This is a genomic window from Methylococcus capsulatus str. Texas = ATCC 19069, assembly GCF_000424685.1.
Taxonomy (GTDB): Bacteria; Pseudomonadota; Gammaproteobacteria; order Methylococcales; family Methylococcaceae; genus Methylococcus; species Methylococcus capsulatus.
In genome coordinates this window covers 54,676-71,814 of record NZ_AUKJ01000017.1, presented here as the reverse complement: position 1 = coordinate 71,814, position 17,139 = coordinate 54,676, and the positions used below count along the sequence as shown (strand labels likewise).

18 protein-coding genes and 1 other RNA gene are annotated in these 17,139 nt (G+C 62.3%); 12 read left to right on the top strand and 7 right to left on the bottom strand.

The genetic code is table 11. The annotated features are described in order from the left end of the window. Positions 1-37: 37 nt before the first annotated feature. The gene (locus tag H156_RS0104885) at positions 38-301 is read right to left on the bottom strand and encodes a DUF4404 family protein (RefSeq protein ID WP_228370208.1); all 264 of its coding nucleotides are present in this window, start codon (positions 299-301) and stop codon (positions 38-40) included. 283 nt (positions 302-584) lie between these two features. Between H156_RS0104885 and H156_RS0104880 the strand changes: the two genes are divergently transcribed. After that, positions 585-956, top strand: coding sequence for a c-type cytochrome (locus H156_RS0104880; RefSeq protein ID WP_010961831.1), 372 nt, complete (start codon positions 585-587; stop codon positions 954-956). A gap of 85 nt (positions 957-1,041) precedes the next feature. Here the strand turns inward: H156_RS0104880 and H156_RS15820 are convergent, their stop codons facing one another. Then, positions 1,042-2,127: a D-alanyl-D-alanine carboxypeptidase family protein gene (locus H156_RS15820; protein WP_238536787.1), complete on the bottom strand. Its 1,086-nt coding sequence runs from the start codon at positions 2,125-2,127 to the stop codon at positions 1,042-1,044. Positions 2,128-2,213: 86 nt separating this feature from the next. After that, the gene (gene smpB / locus H156_RS0104870) at positions 2,214-2,687 is read right to left on the bottom strand and encodes an SsrA-binding protein SmpB (RefSeq protein ID WP_017364255.1); all 474 of its coding nucleotides are present in this window, start codon (positions 2,685-2,687) and stop codon (positions 2,214-2,216) included. Positions 2,688-2,814: 127 nt separating this feature from the next. On the opposite strand from smpB, the gene H156_RS0104865 reads away from it, so the two are divergent. Together H156_RS0104865 and H156_RS0104860 are read left to right on the top strand one after the other, a co-directional pair. After that, positions 2,815-4,173 carry a sodium-dependent transporter gene (locus H156_RS0104865; RefSeq protein ID WP_017364256.1) on the top strand — a complete coding sequence of 453 codons (1,359 nt, stop codon included), beginning with the start codon at positions 2,815-2,817 and terminating at the stop codon, positions 4,171-4,173. Next, positions 4,173-4,478: an RnfH family protein gene (locus H156_RS0104860; protein ID WP_017364257.1), complete on the top strand. Its 306-nt coding sequence runs from the start codon at positions 4,173-4,175 to the stop codon at positions 4,476-4,478. The genes H156_RS0104865 and H156_RS0104860 overlap by 1 nt, the downstream gene beginning before the upstream one ends. Here H156_RS0104860 and H156_RS0104855 read toward each other — a convergent pair. Then, entirely contained in the window at positions 4,475-4,915 is a 441-nt protein-coding gene (locus H156_RS0104855) for an outer membrane protein assembly factor BamE (RefSeq protein ID WP_238536788.1), read from the bottom strand. The genes H156_RS0104860 and H156_RS0104855 overlap by 4 nt on opposite strands. 89 nt (positions 4,916-5,004) lie before the next feature. Here H156_RS0104855 and fur point away from each other — a divergent pair, with 89 nt between their 5' ends. The 3 genes from fur to lolD are packed head-to-tail and all read left to right on the top strand — an operon-like array spanning position 5,005 to position 7,373. Continuing rightward, a complete protein-coding gene (gene fur, locus H156_RS0104850) occupies positions 5,005-5,436 on the top strand; it encodes a ferric iron uptake transcriptional regulator (protein WP_010961836.1) in 432 nt (143 codons plus the stop codon). Between the two features lie 22 nt (positions 5,437-5,458). Continuing rightward, complete coding sequence (locus H156_RS0104845) at positions 5,459-6,706, top strand: lipoprotein-releasing ABC transporter permease subunit (RefSeq protein ID WP_017364259.1); 1,248 nt, start codon at positions 5,459-5,461, stop codon at positions 6,704-6,706. Beyond that, positions 6,699-7,373 carry a lipoprotein-releasing ABC transporter ATP-binding protein LolD gene (gene lolD / locus H156_RS0104840; RefSeq protein ID WP_017364260.1) on the top strand — a complete coding sequence of 225 codons (675 nt, stop codon included), beginning with the start codon at positions 6,699-6,701 and terminating at the stop codon, positions 7,371-7,373. Before H156_RS0104845 ends, lolD begins: the two co-directional genes overlap by 8 nt. A 12-nt stretch (positions 7,374-7,385) precedes the next feature. Here lolD and H156_RS0104835 read toward each other — a convergent pair whose 3' ends face one another. After that, positions 7,386-7,982 (bottom strand): DUF2062 domain-containing protein, encoded by a 597-nt coding sequence (locus tag H156_RS0104835; protein WP_010961839.1) that lies wholly within the window; start codon positions 7,980-7,982, stop codon positions 7,386-7,388. A 64-nt stretch (positions 7,983-8,046) separates the two neighbouring features. Here H156_RS0104835 and H156_RS0104830 point away from each other — a divergent pair, with 64 nt between their 5' ends. Then, positions 8,047-10,404 (top strand): DNA internalization-related competence protein ComEC/Rec2, encoded by a 2,358-nt coding sequence (locus tag H156_RS0104830; protein WP_238536789.1) that lies wholly within the window; start codon positions 8,047-8,049, stop codon positions 10,402-10,404. Here the strand turns inward: H156_RS0104830 and cysN are convergent. Next, entirely contained in the window at positions 10,367-12,016 is a 1,650-nt protein-coding gene (gene cysN / locus H156_RS0104825) for a sulfate adenylyltransferase subunit CysN (protein WP_026597584.1), read from the bottom strand. The genes H156_RS0104830 and cysN overlap by 38 nt on opposite strands. 117 nt (positions 12,017-12,133) lie before the next feature. Continuing rightward, the gene (gene cysD / locus H156_RS0104820; RefSeq protein WP_010961842.1) at positions 12,134-13,042 is read right to left on the bottom strand and encodes a sulfate adenylyltransferase subunit CysD; all 909 of its coding nucleotides are present in this window, start codon (positions 13,040-13,042) and stop codon (positions 12,134-12,136) included. Between the two features lie 245 nt (positions 13,043-13,287). Between cysD and H156_RS0104815 the strand changes: the two genes are divergently transcribed. The 5 genes from H156_RS0104815 (at position 13,288) to H156_RS0104800 (ending at position 17,116) form a co-directional block, all read left to right on the top strand. Then, entirely contained in the window at positions 13,288-13,755 is a 468-nt protein-coding gene (locus H156_RS0104815; RefSeq protein ID WP_017364127.1) for a ferritin family protein, read from the top strand. Between the two features lie 118 nt (positions 13,756-13,873). Further along, positions 13,874-14,229: a transfer-messenger RNA gene (ssrA, locus tag H156_RS16650) on the top strand. Positions 14,230-14,576: 347 nt separating this feature from the next. Continuing rightward, a complete protein-coding gene (locus tag H156_RS0104810) occupies positions 14,577-15,197 on the top strand; it encodes a DUF6088 family protein (protein WP_026045774.1) in 621 nt (206 codons plus the stop codon). Further along, the gene (locus H156_RS0104805) at positions 15,190-16,206 is read left to right on the top strand and encodes a nucleotidyl transferase AbiEii/AbiGii toxin family protein (RefSeq protein ID WP_026045773.1); all 1,017 of its coding nucleotides are present in this window, start codon (positions 15,190-15,192) and stop codon (positions 16,204-16,206) included. Before H156_RS0104810 ends, H156_RS0104805 begins: the two co-directional genes overlap by 8 nt. Next, positions 16,187-17,116, top strand: a complete 930-nt coding sequence (locus H156_RS0104800; protein ID WP_036246095.1) for a phage exclusion protein Lit family protein — start codon at positions 16,187-16,189, stop codon at positions 17,114-17,116. The genes H156_RS0104805 and H156_RS0104800 overlap by 20 nt, the downstream gene beginning before the upstream one ends. Positions 17,117-17,139: the final 23 nt, after the last annotated feature.

Here is a 17,139-nt window from a genome sequence, read left to right as displayed (position 1 = left end):
CGAAGCGCCCCTGGTGAACGCAGGGCAGAACCCGGTTTCAGATACCCATATTGCTCAGTGTCACCATCAGGTCGTTGAGTATGCCGGTCAGCCGCGGATGCTCGACTTCGAAGTGCGCGATCGCCTCTTTGAGCTCCGCCACCAGAGGGCCATGGTGCGCTTCGCTACCCTCCCCTTGCAGCCGCTGCTCCAGCGTTCCGATCAACGACTCCAGACGCGCTTTGGAAGATCCGTCGGCCTCCAGCGCCGCCACCTGCGCCCGCAACTGCTCCAAGGTCTCCAAGAGGTCTTTCTCGCTCATTTCCGTCTCCAGCTCCATGATGAGGTGCACGATGCCAGGCTAGTTTACGGGTGCCATGTCCCTTCCGCCAAGGGGACGAACCCCCGTTCGGGCATTGGCGGCTGTATTTACAACAGACGGAGGTGTTGGGTATTCTGAAACACGCTCTTTGGCAGCAAACAGCCGGGATTTTTTCCCTAGGCAGAACTGCCGGCGGACTGTCATCCTATCCGCTGCCGTCCCTGCCAAGGCAGACGATGAAACTTCCCGGTCAATACCCGAAAACAGATAACAGAGAAACGCAATGGATCACAAGAAGACGTCTATCCGGACAACCGCTCTGGCCGCACTGGTGCTCGGCGCCGTGGCCGCTCCCGCCTTCTCGGCTCCCGTCGACCAGGCCACCTACAATGGCTTCAAGATCTACAAGCAGCAGCGTTGCGAAACCTGCCACGGCGCCACCGGCGAAGGCAGCGCGGCATTCCCCAACCTGCTGAACAGCCTCAAGAACCTGAGCAAGGATCAGTTCAAGGAAGTGGTTCTTAAAGGGCGCAACGCCATGCCGCCGTTCGAAGCCAACAAGAAGGTGGCAGAGGGCATCGATGACCTGTACACCTACATCAAAGGCCGCTCGGACGGCACCGTGCCGGCAGGCGAACTCGAGAAACCGCAGTAAGACCGCTCCTTCATCGCCTGCTCCACCCAGCTGCGCCCCGCACGTCGGGGCGCAGCCCGTTCAGACGTCGCTCCCCCCGTCTGCGTCAACGCCTGAACTTGACCGAAGTCCGCGAAGATCGGAGGCGCGCCGGGAGCGATTTCGCCTCGACCGGCTTGCGTTTGGCGTGCGTGGACATCCCCTTCTGCGTCCCAGGGGAAGGGCGCGCAGCCACGACTCTGGCACGATGTCCGTTCGTCTTGCCGGCGGCCGCCCGCCGGGCTTTCTTCGGAACGGCGGAAACCCGGCTCTCTCCTGGACGTATCAGCAAACGGGGCACGTATCCCTGGTCGAAACCGGCGAACCGCACGCTGGATTCCCGCCCTTCGATCTGGGCGAACCCGTCGTCGAGAATGTCGCGCATGTGGGCATCCCGGCGGAATGACGAATTGCCGCCGAACACCACGCCCACCAGCCGGATGCCGTTACGGCGGGCCGATGCCACCAGGTTGAAGCCCGAGGCATTGACGAACCCGGTCTTGATGCCGTCCGCGCCGTAGTAGTTCTCGAGCAGATGATTGTGATTGTGGAAACTCCGCCCCCGATACTGGAAGCGCGAAGTGGAGAAATACGGATAGTACTGGGGAAAATGCTTCAGCAGCGCCTTTCCGAGTCGGTACATGTCGCGCGCCGTCGTGACCTGTTCGGGATCCGGCAGCCCCGAGGCGTTGCGGAACACGGTCTGACTCATGCCCAGCTCGCGCGCTTTTCGCGTCATCATCGCGGCAAACGCAGGCTCCGAGCCGGCCAAGCCTTCGCCCAGCGTGGCGGCGGCGTCATTGGCGGAGCAGGTGACCAGGGCCAGGATGCCTTCTTCCACCGTCAGCGGATCACCCGGCCTGAGTCCGATACGGGACGGGGACCGGGATGCGGCGTAGCTGGAGGCATAGAAGGTGTCATACAAGGAAATTCTGCCCTGTACAAGCGCCTCGAACACCAGGTAGAGGGTCATCATCTTGGTCAGGGAAGCGGGATGCCTGATCTCGTCAGCGTTCCGCTCGTACAGCACCCGATCCGATTCGACCTCCATGACCAGCGCCGAATAGGGAGCGGCGACGGCTTCGCCGGCGACCCACCCCACTGCAACAGCCACTACGACTATCCCTACGAAACGACAAAGACGGCGCGACATCACTCGAGATTTCCAATAAACTGACAAAACGATCCTTTTTCCATTGTCTCCCCTGCCAAGAAAAGGGCAAGACCCGAACGGGAGGGTCAACCCCGCCGCATGACCCTCTGTTTCTCCCGCTCCCAGTCGCGCTCCTTCTCGGCAGCACGCTTGTCATGTTGTTTCTTTCCGCGCGCCAGGCCGATTTCCAGCTTCGCGCGGCCCTGTTTCCAGTACAGCGACAACGGCACGAGGGTATAACCCTTGCGCTCCACCTGTCCGATCAGACGGCTGAGTTCCTCTGCATGCAAGAGCAGCTTACGGCTGCGGGTGGGATCGGGCTGGACGTGGGTGGAAGCCGATGGCAAGGGAGAGAAATGCGCGCCGAACAGCCATGCTTCGCCGTTCTTCAGTATTACAAAGCTTTCCTTGAGTTGCGCCTTGCCCGCCCGCAGACTCTTGACTTCCCAGCCCTCCAGCACCAAACCCGCTTCAAGGCGCTCCTCGATGAAATATTCATGGGTGGCCTGGCGGTTCTGGGCGATGTTGGCGCTTCCTGGGGCGCTTTTCTTGCTGCTCATGACGGTGGGATTCTTCGGTTCGATTCGGTTTGCTATCCTGTGAGGATTTTACCCCACCGGCGCCCATGCTCCGACCCCGAACGAGCGTGTTTCCGCCCGGCCGAGCACTACCAGCAGGAGGATAACCATGACCGATCAACGATTCGTGCACGTGCAATGGTCTTCGCGACTGGCTTTCGTCCTGGCTGCGAGCGGTTCGGCCATCGGCCTGGGCAACATCTGGAAATTTCCCTATCTCACCGGCGAACACGGCGGCGGTGCCTTCGTGCTGGTGTATCTGCTGTGCGTCGCCGCCATCGGCATCCCGATCATGATCGCCGAAACCCTGCTCGGACGGCGAGGGCGGCAGAGCCCGATCAATGCCATGCGGAGCCTGGCCGAGGCAGCCAAGGTCAGCCCGGCCTGGCAGTATGCGGGCTGGCTCGGCGTGATATCGGGTTTCCTGATTCTGTCCTATTACAGCGTCATCGCCGGCTGGGCATTGGCTTACGTCTTCAAGATGAACAGTGCGCTGTTCAGCCATATCACCCCCGAAACCGCGGCACGCTATTTCGACGAATTCCGCACCGATCCGCAGATACAGGTGATCTGGCATACCCTGTTCATGGTAGCCACCGTGGCCATCGTGAGTCGGGGCGTAAACGGTGGCCTGGAGAAAGGCACGCGCTACCTGATGCCGGCGTTGGCGGTCATGCTGGTCGTCCTGGTCCTCTATGCCGTCGGTACCGAAGGACTGGGCCGGGCCGTCGCCTTCCTGTTCCTGCCCGATTTCTCCCGGCTGAGCGGAGAAAGCGTGCTGACCGCCATGGGACAGGCCTTCTTCTCGCTGGGACTGGGCATGGGCTCGATCATGGTCTACGGTTCCTACCTCCCCAGCCACGTTTCCATCGCCCGCTCGACGATCGTGGTAGCAGCCGCCGATACCGCGGTCGCACTGTTTGCGGGCCTGGCTATCTTCCCCATCGTGTTCAGCAATCACCTGGAACCCGGCATGGGACCGGGCCTGATTTTCCAGACCCTGCCGATCGCATTCGGCGCCATGCCGGGAGGCTCTTTCTTCGGTGCCCTGTTCTTCGTCCTCGTGTTTTTTGCCGCCTTGACTTCATCCATCGCCATGATCGAACCGGCGGTCGCCTGGCTGACCGAAAATCGGGGGCTGAGCCGGGAAGCCGCGAGCGCCTGGAGCGGCTTGGCCTGCTGGGGGCTGGGCCTGGGCACCCTGCTGTCTTTCAGTTCCTGGTCGGACGTCCGGTTGTTCGGCAGGAACTTGTTCGAACTGCTCGATTTCCTGACCGCCGACGTCATGCTTCCAATCGGTGGCTTCCTGGTCGCGGTGTTCGCCGGCTGGGTGCTGAGCCGCCGGGATACCGAAGAGGAACTCGAAATGGCCGATTCCCGCGCCTACGAGGCCTGGCGGTTCCTGGTGCGCTACGTCGCCCCCAGCGGGATGGGTATCATTTTCCTCAAGGCGATGGAGCTGATCTGATGACCGACACGCGCCGGCCGATCCGAGTGGAAGTGGCTTATGCCCGACCCGACGTTCAGGTCATCATACCGGTCAAGGTCACAGAGGGCGTCTCCGCGGCGGCGGCCATCCAGACCTCCCGAGTGCTGGAGAAATTCCCGGAAATCGATCTGGCGGTCAACAAGATCGGCATCTTCGGCAAGGTCTGCGGACTCGACCAGATTTTGCGGCCGGGCGACCGGGTGGAAATCTACCGCCCCTTGATCGCCGACCCCAAAGAATCGCGCCGCCAGCGGGCAGCCAGGAAGGACGAAGGAAAAGCCTAGCCGTTGCCGAACCAGCTCTTGATGTGTCCCCACAAACTCTGGTCGCGCTCGATCTTGGGGATGTCGACGTTGACGTCCTTGCTGGCATCCAGGGATGGCAGCTCACCCGGCTTGAAATCCCCCTGCAGCCCCACCAGCTCGTCGTGATCAAACAGAAGCGATATCCGGCGCTGCACGCGCTCCTCTCCACCCGGCTGGTTGGAATAGACGTAGTCCCAGCGGTCATCATGGAACGGGCTCACCGTGAGTGGCGACCCCATGATGAAGGTCACCTGGCGCCTGTTCATACCCGGCTTTAGCTGGTCTACCATTTCCTGCGAGACGATGTTCCCCTGATGAATGTCCAGGTGGTACAGGAAGGGGATCCGGTCGACATAGGTGCAGGCGGCCAGCGGGAGAGTGGCGATCAGGGAGAGTATGGTACGATGTGGGGGCATGACGGAATGAAATCGCAGCCGGGTTCGAGCGGCACCGTGCCGCATCATACCCGATCGAGGATTTTGAAGACATAGCGCGCTCGAACCCCATGGAAACGCAAGACATACGCAACGCCGGCCTCAAGGTCACCCTCCCCCGGATCAAGATCCTGGAAATGCTTGAGGAGCAATCTGACCAGGATCGGCATCTGACCGCGGAGGACGTGTATAAGCGGCTGATCCAGCAGGGCGAGGAAATCGGGCTGGCGACGGTGTACCGGGTGCTGACCCAGTTCGAGGCTGCCGGCCTCGTCAAGCGCCATCATTTCGAAGGCGGCAATTCGATCTTCGAGTTCAACCGCGGCGAGCACCACGACCACATCGTCTGCGTCAAATGCGGGCGGGTCGAGGAGTTCAGTGACGAGGTGATCGAAAGCCGGCAAAAGGAAATCGCGAAAAATCTCGACTTTTCCCTGACCGACCATTCACTCTGCCTCTACGGCATCTGCGCGCATTGCCGCACGGCCGCCACCTCTCCCTGACCTTTCCCAAATTTCCCCCGCCGTGTTCAAGCCGCTCGTCCTCTACATCGGCCTGCGCTATACGCGCGCGAAACGGCGCACCCGTTTCATTTCCTTCATCACGCTGACCTCGGTACTGGGCATCGCGCTGGGGGTCACGGCGCTGATCACCGTGCTTTCGGTCATGAACGGTTTCGAGGCGGAGTTACGCGAACGCATCCTCGGCATGACCTCGCATGCGTCCATTTCCGGCCCGGGCGGTACACTGGGCGACTGGCGGGTCTTGGAACCTGCACTTTCGGAAGACAAGCGCATCCTGGGATGGGCGCCCTACATCGAGGGGCAGGCCATGCTGAGCTCCGAACGGCGCGCCAGCGGCGCGATGCTGCGGGGCATACTGCCGGAGTACGAGCCGCGGGTCTCGGACGTGGCGCACCACATGCAGCTCGGCAAACTCGGCGACCTGGCGCCCGGCCAGTTCGGCATCATCCTGGGCGCCGAGCTGGCGGCCTATCTCGGTGTATCCAGCGGAGACAAGGTCACGGTCATCACGCCCCAGGTCACCGCGACACCGGCGGGCATCCTCCCTCGGCTCAAGCGCTTCACGGTCATCGGCACGTTCCAGGTCGGCATGTTCGAGTACGACCGGAACCTCGCCCTGATCCAGCTCGAAGACGCGGCCCGCCTGCTGCACATGGAGGGCGAGATCAGCGGCCTGCGGCTCAAGCTCGACGACCTGTTCAACGCCCACCGCATCGCCCGCGATCTCGGGCCGAAGCTGCCGGGCGACTACTACGTCACCGACTGGACCCAGGCCCATACCAACTTCTTCCGCGCCATCAAGACGGAGAAGCGGGTGATGTTCATGATCCTCCTGCTGATCGTCGCCGTGGCGGCGTTCAACATCGTTTCGACCCTGGTCATGGTGGTGACGGACAAGCGTGCCGACATCGCCATTCTCCGCACCCAGGGCATGACGCCCGCCAGCGTGATGGGCATCTTCATGGTGCTCGGCACCGTGATCGGCGCCGTCGGCACCGTGATCGGCGGCCTCGGCGGCGTGCTCCTGGCCCTGAACGTCTCCGAGATCGTGCACTGGATCGAAAGCCAGCTCAGTATGAAATTCCTGTCCGCCGACGTGTACTACATCAGCGACCTGCCGTCCAAGCTGAACTGGACGGACGTGTTCCAGATTACCGGCATGGCCTTCCTGCTGTCCTTGCTGGCCACGATCTATCCGGCCTGGCAGGCCTCGCGGGTGCGTCCGGCAGAGGAACTGCGGTATGAATGAACCGGTCCTGGAATGCCGCGCCCTGCACAAGCGCTTCGTCCAGGGCATCCTCGACGTCGAGGTCCTGCACGGGGTGGACCTGCGCATACGGCGGGGCCAGCGCTTGGCCATCATGGGCGCCTCCGGCTCCGGCAAGAGCACACTCCTGCATCTCTTGGGCGGCCTGGACACTCCCACCAGCGGGAAGGTTCTGATGGACGGGATCGATCTGGCCGCTCTGAATGAACGCCGCCGGGCGGAGCTGCGCAACAAGACCTTGGGCTTTGTCTACCAATTCCATCATCTGCTGGGTGAATTCACGGTGCTGGAGAACGTCGCCATGCCGCTCTTGATAGGCGGCGCCTCCGTCGCCAGGGCAAGGGACGCCGCCGCGACGCTGCTGCGCCGGGTGGGTTTGGGAAAACGCATCGAACACAAGCCGGGGGAGCTTTCCGGCGGCGAGCGGCAGCGGGCGGCGATCGCCCGGGCGCTGGTGACGCGTCCGAAATGCGTCCTGGCGGACGAACCTACCGGCAACCTGGACAGCAAGACGGCGGAGCAGGTCTATCAGCTCATGCTGGAGCTCAATCAGGAATTCGGTGTGAGCTTCCTCATCGTTACCCACGACGCGTCATTGGCCCACAAGATGGATGAGGTCCTCCACATGGAGGATGGGCGGCTGGTCTAACCCCGGGCGGGCTTAGAGCTTGTCGGCGTGATGGAGGTGCAACAGCTTCCAGTAGGCGCGGCAGCTCAGGTTCACCAGATAATGGCTGTTCAGCGGCTTGGACCGCAGTTTGCGGAACTCCCAATGCTGCCGCACCGAGCGTCGCCAAAGCCAGCGAATGGAAAAATAGCCCAGTACGGCCCCCAGATTCATGAGCGTGAAACAACCGACCAGCAGCGGCGCCCCCAGGCTCCAGGCGGTTTCGATGCTGAAGAACGCAGAAAACTCGGTGAAGGTGAATGAATCCAGCCCCAGCACCCAGGTCCCGACCAAGTAGGCGAAATAGTACATCGGCACCCAGGTGAGGGGATTGGTGATCCATACCAGCGCCACTGCGACTGGTACATTGGCGTCGAAATAGATGGACAGGATCGCGGCGATGACCATCTGCCAGGGCAGCGGCGGGGTGTACATCGCCCACAGCCCCACGGCGAAAGCCCGCGACACCGAACGCCGGTTCAAATGCCAAAGATTCGGGGCATGCAGTCTTTCCCCGAGGAACTCGAGACTTTTGATCTCCCTGATCCGTTGCCGGTCCGGCATGTAACGCTTGAGAATCTTCTTGGGCATGAGGCGTCTGGTACTGATGAGGTTGTCGGCCGGGGCGGCTATTGTACGTGCTCCGTTGGCAAAGATGAACGCGGGCCGCGGCGGCATGGCGGCGCTGCTGGGCTTCGTCAGTGGCGTGATCGCCGTGCAGACGCTGCCGGAACTGCCGTCGCCGATGCTGCTGGCCGGCTTCGCCATCGCCGCAGCGATCCTCTTCTTCTGCCGCTGGTTTCTCGGTTGCGCGCTGCTGCTGGGCTTTGTCTGGGCCTCGGCGTTCGCCCTACTCCGCCTGCATGACGACCTGCCCCACGAGCTCGAAGGCCGGGACATCCACATCGAAGGCACCGTCGCCAGCCTGCCGGAGCCGAATGAACGGAGCGTGCGCTTCGAATTCGACGTCGACCGGATCCTCGGTCCGGAAGACTCCCGAGTTCCCAGACATCTCCGTCTGACCTGGTACGACGCCGGCCGCACCATCCACGCGGGCGAGCACTGGCGTCTGACCGTCCGGCTCAAACGGCCACACGGCATGCTCAATCCCGGAGGGATGGACTACGAACTCTGGCTGTTCTCCCGGAACATCCGCGCCCTCGGCTATGTGCGCGAGTCCACCGGCAACGTGCTGCTGAAGCCGGCGAACCCATGGCTGCCGGGCGCGTGGCGCCAGTTCTTGTCGGATCGCATCCATGATACCCAGGCCGGAAGCCCTTTTGACGGCGTGATCCGTGCGCTGGTCTTGGGCGCGGAAGACGCCATCGCCCCGCCCCAGTGGGAGGTGCTGCGGCGCACCGGCACCGCCCATCTGATCGCGATTTCCGGCTCCCATATCGGCCTGATCGCCTTCCTGGCTTACGCCGTCACGGCAAGAGCCACCACCCAGCTGCACGTGATGCGCTGCCCACCGTCGGCCCTGGCGGCCAGCGCGGCCATCACCGCGGCAGCCGCCTATTCCGCCCTCACCGGCTTCGCGATACCGACACGGCGGGCGCTGCTCATGATCGCGATCGCCATGGGCGGCATCATCGCCCAGCGCCACCTGCGCCCCGCCCGTACCCTTGCACTGGCGCTCGCCGCCGTCGTCCTGCTCGACCCGCTGGCCGTGACCTCGCCGGGGTTCTGGCTGTCCTTCCTGGCAGTCGCATTCATCCTCTATCTGCTGACCGGCCGCCTGCATCGCCCCGGTCTCGTCGGCGGGCTGGCCTGGACCAACTGGGCTACCAGCCTCGGCCTCGCGCCGGCGCTGTTGTTCTTCTTCGGCCAGATCTCCTTGGTCTCGCCCTTGGCGAACCTGTTCGCCGTACCGGTGCTGGGCCTGGCGATCACACCTCTGGCGCTGTTCAGCGCCCTGGTGCTCCTGGTGTGGCCCGCAGTGGGGGAGGTCTTGATGGGATTCACGGAAACGCTCGTCGCCTGGAGCTGGAAAGCGCTCGAATGGCTCTCCGCCCTATCCTGGGCTCAATGGCAGCATGCCGCCCCGCCGTTTCCGATGGCGCTACTCGCGGCCTTAGGCGTAGCGGTGCTGATGGTCCCGCGCGGCATTCCGGGACGCTGGCTGGGCCTGTTCCTGCTGCTGCCGGCCGCGACCCATGCCCCCGCTCCACCTTCGGAGGGCAGCTATCGGCTCACCGTGCTGGACGTCGGCCAGGCACTGGCCAGCGTCGTGGAAACCCATGCCCATACCCTTGTGTTCGACACCGGCGCACGGCTGAGCGACAGCTTCGACATAGGCACGGCAGTACTGGAGCCTTATCTTCGCAGCCGCGACATCTCGGCCATCGATACCCTGGTGGTCAGTCATGGCGACAACGACCACATCGGAGGAGCCGCCGCCCTGCTACGGCGCTTCCCGGTCACCGTGGCCCTGAGCAGCGCACCGGACAAACTTTTCCATCCCGGCGCAAGAGCCTGCCACGCGGGGCAAAACTGGGAATGGGACGGAGTGCGGTTCGAGATGCTGTGGCCGCCCGCCCCGGGGAGCGCCGAGGGAGCAAACCCGGGCGGCAAGGAAAACGACATCTCCTGCGTGATGAAGATCAGCGCCGCCCAGGGCAGCGCCCTGTTGACCGGCGACATCGAGCGCGACGCCGAATCCGCTCTGGTGAGGCGCCACGGCACCGCGCTGGCGAGCGAGGTACTGCTCGCGCCGCATCACGGCAGCAAGACCTCGTCCAGCCCGGAATTCCTGAGCGAAGTACGGCCATCCACCGTTCTGGTTTCGGCCGGCTACCGCAACCGCTGGGGATTCCCGAGTCCCCAGGTGATGGAACGTTACCGGCGCTTCGGCATCCGGGTGTTCGACACCGCCAGCGGCGGCGCACTGACCGTTCTGCCCGCTGCCGAGGGTCCAGGGACCGAGATCCTTCCCTACCGTCTGCGCCACCGCCGCTACTGGCACGACACCGCGATCAGGACAGAACGCCCTGCCGGCGCAGCTCCTCGATGAGGTCGGCCACATCCCGTCCCTCCACCGACAGCACCAGCCGTCCCTCGCCCGCACCGAAATCGGCATGCATCAGCGGGCACAAACAGATCAGCCCGGCGTGGTTGACGAGTTGCGCCGCCCGGATCAGCTCGGCACCGAAACCTTCGTCCTCGAGCACCGTCGCCGGATGGCCGATGTCGAACAGGGCCCGCTCGAGCCGATAGGCCATCTCATGACGCTGGGGTCCGGTGAGCCAGACAGTGAGGGCCTTCTGGCCGAAGCGGGCGGCGCGCTCCTCGGCGGTGACCTTGCGGAAGCCGGTTTCGCCCTGGACCGGACCTGAAATCATGCCGGCGCCGACGGTGACGTTGGTCAGCCGGTCGATGACGATGAAGGCGCCGGTATCCTTGCAGCGGGCATAGGCGTCGAATGCCAGCGGAACGCTCAATGCCAGCTCGCACAAACCGATCTCGTTGAGATTGAGCTGACCGGCCGGGTGCTGTTCCAAGGTGTTGACGTCGATCCGGTGGCGGATGGCGGCCACCGAGCCGGTGAGGGTCCGGGTGGCGTGCTTGAGGAGGTATTGCTTCCCCGGAATCAGCGGTGCTTCGGTCATCCACACCAGATGCGCCTCGAAGCGGCTGTCGAGGTGCGGCAGGCGGTCCGGATGCACCAGGAGGTCGCCGCGGCTGACGTCGATCTCGTCCTCCAGGGTGAGGGTGACGGCCTGGGGCGGGAAGGCTGCCTCCAGTTCGCCGTCGTAGGTGACGATGGACTGGATCCGGCTGGTCGTCTTGGCCGGCAGCACCAGGACCGGGTCGCCCGGTTTGAACACCCCGGCGGCGACGGTGCCGCTGTAGCCGCGGAAGTCGAGGTGGGGCCGGTTGACGTACTGCACCGGGAAGCGCGGGTCGTCGAAGTTCCGGTCCTGGGCGATCTCGAGAGTGTTGAGCAGATCGATCAGGGACGGCCCGCCGTACCAGGGCATGGCCGCGCTCTTGTGCACCACGTTGTCGCCGTTCAAGGCGGAGATCGGGATGAAGCGCACGTCGTGCAGCTCGAGCTTGTCGGCGAAGGCGAGGTAGTCGGCGCGGATACGGTCGAACACGGCTTCGCTATGGTCCACCAGATCCATCTTGTTGATGGCGACCAGGACATGCCTGATCCCCAGGAGCGACACGATGTAGCTGTGGCGGCGGGTCTGCACTTGCACTCCGTGGCGGGCGTCGATCAGGATGATGGCCAGGTCACAGGTGGAGGCGCCGGTGGCCATGTTGCGGGTGTACTGCTCGTGGCCAGGGGTGTCGGCGATGATGAACTTGCGCTGGGTCGTGGAGAAGTAGCGGTAGGCGACGTCGATGGTGATGCCCTGCTCGCGCTCGGCCTGCAGGCCGTCGACCAACAGGGCCAAGTCGAGTTCGCCGCCGGTGGTGCCGGATTTGACGCTGTCTCGCCGCACCGCACTGAGCTGGTCCTCGTAGATCATCTGGGAATCGTGCAGCAGCCGCCCGATCAGGGTGCTCTTGCCGTCGTCGACGCTGCCACAGGTGAGGAGCCGCAAGAGCTCCTTCCGCTCGTGCTGGGCCAGGTATGCGTGGATGTCGGTGCCGATGAGGTCGGATTGGTGTGACATGGGCGTGATCAAAAGTCGCGGAGCGAATGCCGAATCGCCCTCTCCCTTGGGGAGAGGGCCGGGGCGAGGGAAACCGTCATTGCCATCGGAATCTGCAACGGCATGGGGCACCGATGGTCAGAAATACCCTTCCTTCTTCTTTTCTTCCATGGACCCGGCCTGGTCGTGGTCGATGAGCCGGCCCTGGCGCTCGGAGGTCCTGGTCAGCAGCATTTCCTGGATGATCTCCGGCAACGTGGCGGCGTCGGATTCGATGGCGCCGGTCAAGGGGTAGCAGCCCAGGGTGCGGAACCGCACTTTCTTCCGCATCGGCACTTCGCCGGGCAACAGCGGCATGCGCTCATCATCCACCATGATCAGCATGCCATCGCGCTCGACCACCGGCCGCTCGGCGGCGAAGTACAGCGGGACGATGGGGATGTCTTCCAGGTAGATGTACTGCCAGACGTCGAGTTCGGTCCAGTTGGACAGGGGGAACACACGGATGCTCTCACCCTTGTTGATCTTGCCGTTGTACAGGTTCCACAGCTCGGGGCGCTGGTTCTTGGGGTCCCAGCGGTGATGCCTGTCGCGGAACGAGTACACCCGCTCCTTGGCGCGGGATTTCTCCTCGTCCCGGCGGGCCCCGCCGAAGGCGGCGTCGAAGCGGTACTTGTCCAGGGCCTGTTTGAGCCCTTCGGTCTTCATGATGTCGGTGTGCTTCTTGCTGCCGTGGACGAAGGGATTGATGCCCTGGCGCACGCCCTCTTCGTTGACGTGGATGATGAGGTCCAGCCCCAGCTCCTGCGCCCGCCGGTCGCGGAAGGCGATCATGTCGCGGAACTTCCAGGTCGTGTCCACGTGCATCAGCGGAAACGGCGGCTTGCCCGGGTAAAACGCCTTCATCGCCAGATGCAGCATCACCGCCGAGTCCTTTCCGATCGAGTACAGCATCACCGGCCGCTCAAACTCGCTCACCACTTCCCGAAATATGTGGATGCTCTCCGACTCCAGCTGCTTCAGGTGGGTCAATTTGTGTGCGTTCATGCGGTACGGCCGAGAGAAAAATAGGGTTCGGTGAAACCTGCAAAGAATACCACAACGTGCCTCCGGCTCATGACCGAGCATTGCCGCCGCACGCAACAGGACCATTGACTCCTTCCCGCCGAAGCGCTATATGGCCGCTTGCGGAGCCGGATTTCGACGTCGCGGCCCGATGACAATCACCCTGATATTTTTGGTGCACCAAAGCAAAATATGCCGAGGCGACCTACAGCACGGAGGATGGCATCATGAAAAATTTCGAACAGGTCAGGGATGTTCTGGATCATGGCAAAGAACTCCACGATCAAATACGAGCCTACTACGAAACCTTGAAAAAACAGACGGATCAGTCGGAAATCCGGTTGAAGATGGCTCTCGACTATCTGAGCCGGCACGAAGACGAACAGAAGGAAATGCTGGAGCGTTTCGAGGAAAACGCCCGCAGTGCCCTTCTCAATACCTGGCTGCAGTTCGCCCCCAGCGACCATGTCGAAGAGCTGCTGGCAAAGACCAAACCCCGTCCCGGCATGAGCGTGGACGAAGTGGTGCAAATCGCCTGCGCCTTCGACGACGCCCTCGTGACCCTGTACAAGGAAGCAGCGGCGGAAATGGACGATCCCAAGGCCCGGAACGTCTTCAACAATCTGGCCGAGGCGAGCGAGAAGGAAAAACAGCGCATCGTCCGCGACACACAGCAGATGCTCCACGAAATATGATGCCACGCGCGGAGGGGCCTGCCCCTCCGCCCAAGCCCACGGTTTTTTCTGGTATGATGGGTTCAGATCGGCCGTCAGGGAAACTTTCATTGAACCGCGCGGTCTGACTTGTCAACCCGGGGGCGACATGGCTTCGACGTGGATCGCGAAACCTGAGGTGCATGCCGAGGTGCAGATAACCTCGTAAATCCATCTGCAAACCAAATAAACGCCAACGACGACGTTTACGCACTGGCCGCTTAAGCCGGCCGGCCTCTGATCAGCAGCTCGCTTACAAGCGGCTGGTTGGGGGTAACCCAATTGTAAGCTCGCGCTGAAGTCTGTCCGGGGCCGAAGCGCTAAAACCCAACGGAATCGCCGTCCGTCTTCCCTGCCACTCGGGTAGCGTCCGGCTAAATCAATAGAGTGGATATGCATGTAGAACCGATGGCAGAGGATTTGCGGACGCGGGTTCAATTCCCGCCGCCTCCACCAATATCAAAACCCCAACCGTTCTCGGTTGGGGTTTTTTCTTGCCTGATCGCGCCGGTTCCCGCGTGTTGTTGAGGGTTCCTGCGGAAGCCTGCGGACTTCGCCGGTCAGCCCGTCAGCCAGTTTCGCGCCGTATTCCACTCTCTCCTTGGCATTCCTCGCTCCGACCTCGCTCCCTGAAACTGGCCCGAAGTCCGCAAAGGCCCCAACGCGGCCCCACACAGATCAAAGAGTTACGCGCGGACGAATCAAGCGGTTGGATTGCAGCATTGGCTGCCAGAGGGAACCACGCGCACCCCAGCTAGCTATCGCACTTGCAGTTTGTCAGAAACTCGCATATATTTTCGTACATGAACACGACGACCAAGACTGCCGAGCTGATTCGCGCGCGCATTGAGGCGATGCCGATTGGGGAGCCTTTCACCCCGACGGCATTCCTTGAGTGCGGCACGCGTGCGTCCGTCGATCAGACCCTCTCCCGCCTCGTCAAGGCAGGGTCGATCGAGCGCGTGACGCGCGGTGTCTTTGTGCGTCCCGAGGTTAGCCGTTTCGTCGGCAAGGTTAGCCCCTCGCCGCTGAAGGTGGCCGAGACCGTCGCCAAGACGACGGGTGCCGTCGTCCAGGTTCACGGTGCCGAAGCGGCGCGTCGGCTCGAACTAACCACGCAGGTTCCGACCCAGTCGGTATTCGTGACATCCGGCCCGTCGAAGCGCATCCGCGTGGGGAAGATGGAGATCCGTCTGCAGCACGTCTGTCAGCGCAAGTTGGCCCTGGCGGGTCGACCCGCCGGGCTCGCGCTGGCGGCGATGTGGTATCTCGGCAAGAAGGAAGTGACTCCAGCTCTCGTCGAGAAGATTCGGCGCAAGCTGGGATCGAGCGAGTTCGAGGTGCTGAAGTCAGCCACCAGCTCGATGCCTGCGTGGATGAGCGACGCCATCTTCCGAAACGAGCGGATGGCAGCTCATGCCTGAGTCCTTCCTGCATCTCGAACGAGAAGAGCAGTCCCAAATTTACCGGGCGCTTGCTCCGCAGCTTGCACGCTCACCTGTTGTACTGGAAAAAGATGTATGGGTCTGCTGGGTGCTACAGACCCTGTTCACCATGCCCGATCGACTTCCGATGGCCTTCAAGGGCGGCACCTCACTATCCAAAGTTTTCGGAGCCATCGCACGCTTCTCCGAGGACGTAGACATCACCCTCGACTATCGAGTACTGGACGGAACCTTCGACCCATTTGCCGAAGGGGTCTCGCGCAATCGGCTGAAGAAGTTCAGCGAGGATCTCAAGTCCTTCGTGCGCGACCATGCTCACGGTGTCGTGGCGCCGCACTTCAAGAAGATGCTGGCCACCGAGTTCAGCGCCGACGCATTCCGTCTTGAAATCAACGATGACGGCGAGCAGTTGCGAGTGCACTACCCGACCGTGCTCGAGAAATCCGGAGACTACGTCGGTAACAGCGTCCTGATCGAGTTCGGTGGCCGCAACATCACCGAGCCGAATGAGGAGCATGTGGTGCGGCCCGACATTGCGGAACATGTCGCTGAACTCGAATTCCCGCAGCCGACGGTCAGTGTGCTGTCGCCGGCACGTACCTTCTGGGAGAAGGCGACGTTGATGCACGTCGAATGTCAGCGCGAAGAGTTCCGCACAGGCGCTGAACGTCTGTCACGCCATTGGTACGACTTGGCGATGTTGGCCGACATTGAACATGGGCAAGCCGCTATGGTCGATCGCGCTCTGCTCGCAGACGTCGTCAAGCACAAGAAGGTCTTCTACAACGCGAGCTACGCCAACTACGACGCATGCCTGGCCGGGCAGCTCAAACTGATTCCGGAAGACACCGCACTAGCCGCGTTGCGCGATGACTTCCAGCGCATGATCGGTGCCGGCATGTTCATCGGCGAGCCTCCCACTTTCGATGCCATCGTCGATCGTCTACGCGCGCTGGAAACAGCGATCAATGGGTGCAGCAATGGTTGAGGCAGGCGTCGCTGTTAAAGCTCTGCTGCAAGGCGCCGCGCCCGAACGCAAACAAGAAATTGAGGACCTATGGAATCGCTATACACCCAAGGTCTGCGTAGTCGAAGACGCTCGAGGCGTGAACATCAGCGCCGGCAATGGTCGCATCCAGTTTGACCACAAGACACTCGAAGCAATCTGGCTGCTTGGTTTCAACGGCTGGAGATCGATCGAGACCTACTCTCCAGCGATCATTCTGGCCGGCATCACTGGCGGGGCCCTTGAAGACATACTGCGCGCCGATGACGAGCTTGCTGCTTTCGAGATGGATTACAGGTCTCGTGCAAATTCAGCTCGATCAATTATCGAAGAACAAAGTTCGATTCACGTCACTTGGCCGCAGGATGTGCCGCGTCCTGAATCAGAACGGAACGCTCTCAACAACCATCAAGAAATGGCGGCCTTCGATCTGGTCTGTCTGGCGACCGCCTACGTCTTTCTTCATGAGTTGCGGCACGTGAAATTTCTCAGCGACGGCGACTGCCCCACCGATCGGCGCGAAGAAGAAATTGCGTGCGATGTCTGGGCGCGGTCATTTCTAACCGACAAGGTTGGAAGTTATGCCCAGTCTGTTGGCCAGGCTTTCAGCAGGGTGCTGGATAAGCGATCGATGGGAATCGCCCTCGGTGCAATGATCTTGCACGAAATAACTCCGGAGAGCGCTCGGTGGGGAACAGCGGAATATCCGCCCATTACAGTGCGCATCCAGGCAATGATATCCGGTAGCACGCTCGCCAAAGAGTCACACTTCTGGCTCTTCACGGCGTGCTTGCTGGTCGGGATATTTCGACAAGCACACCGACAGCTCCCGATGTATGCGCCGAGCACGCACGAGCTGGTGGAACAGCTGATAACTGACCTGCAGCCGTAGCATCAACCACCCACTGTCACCGA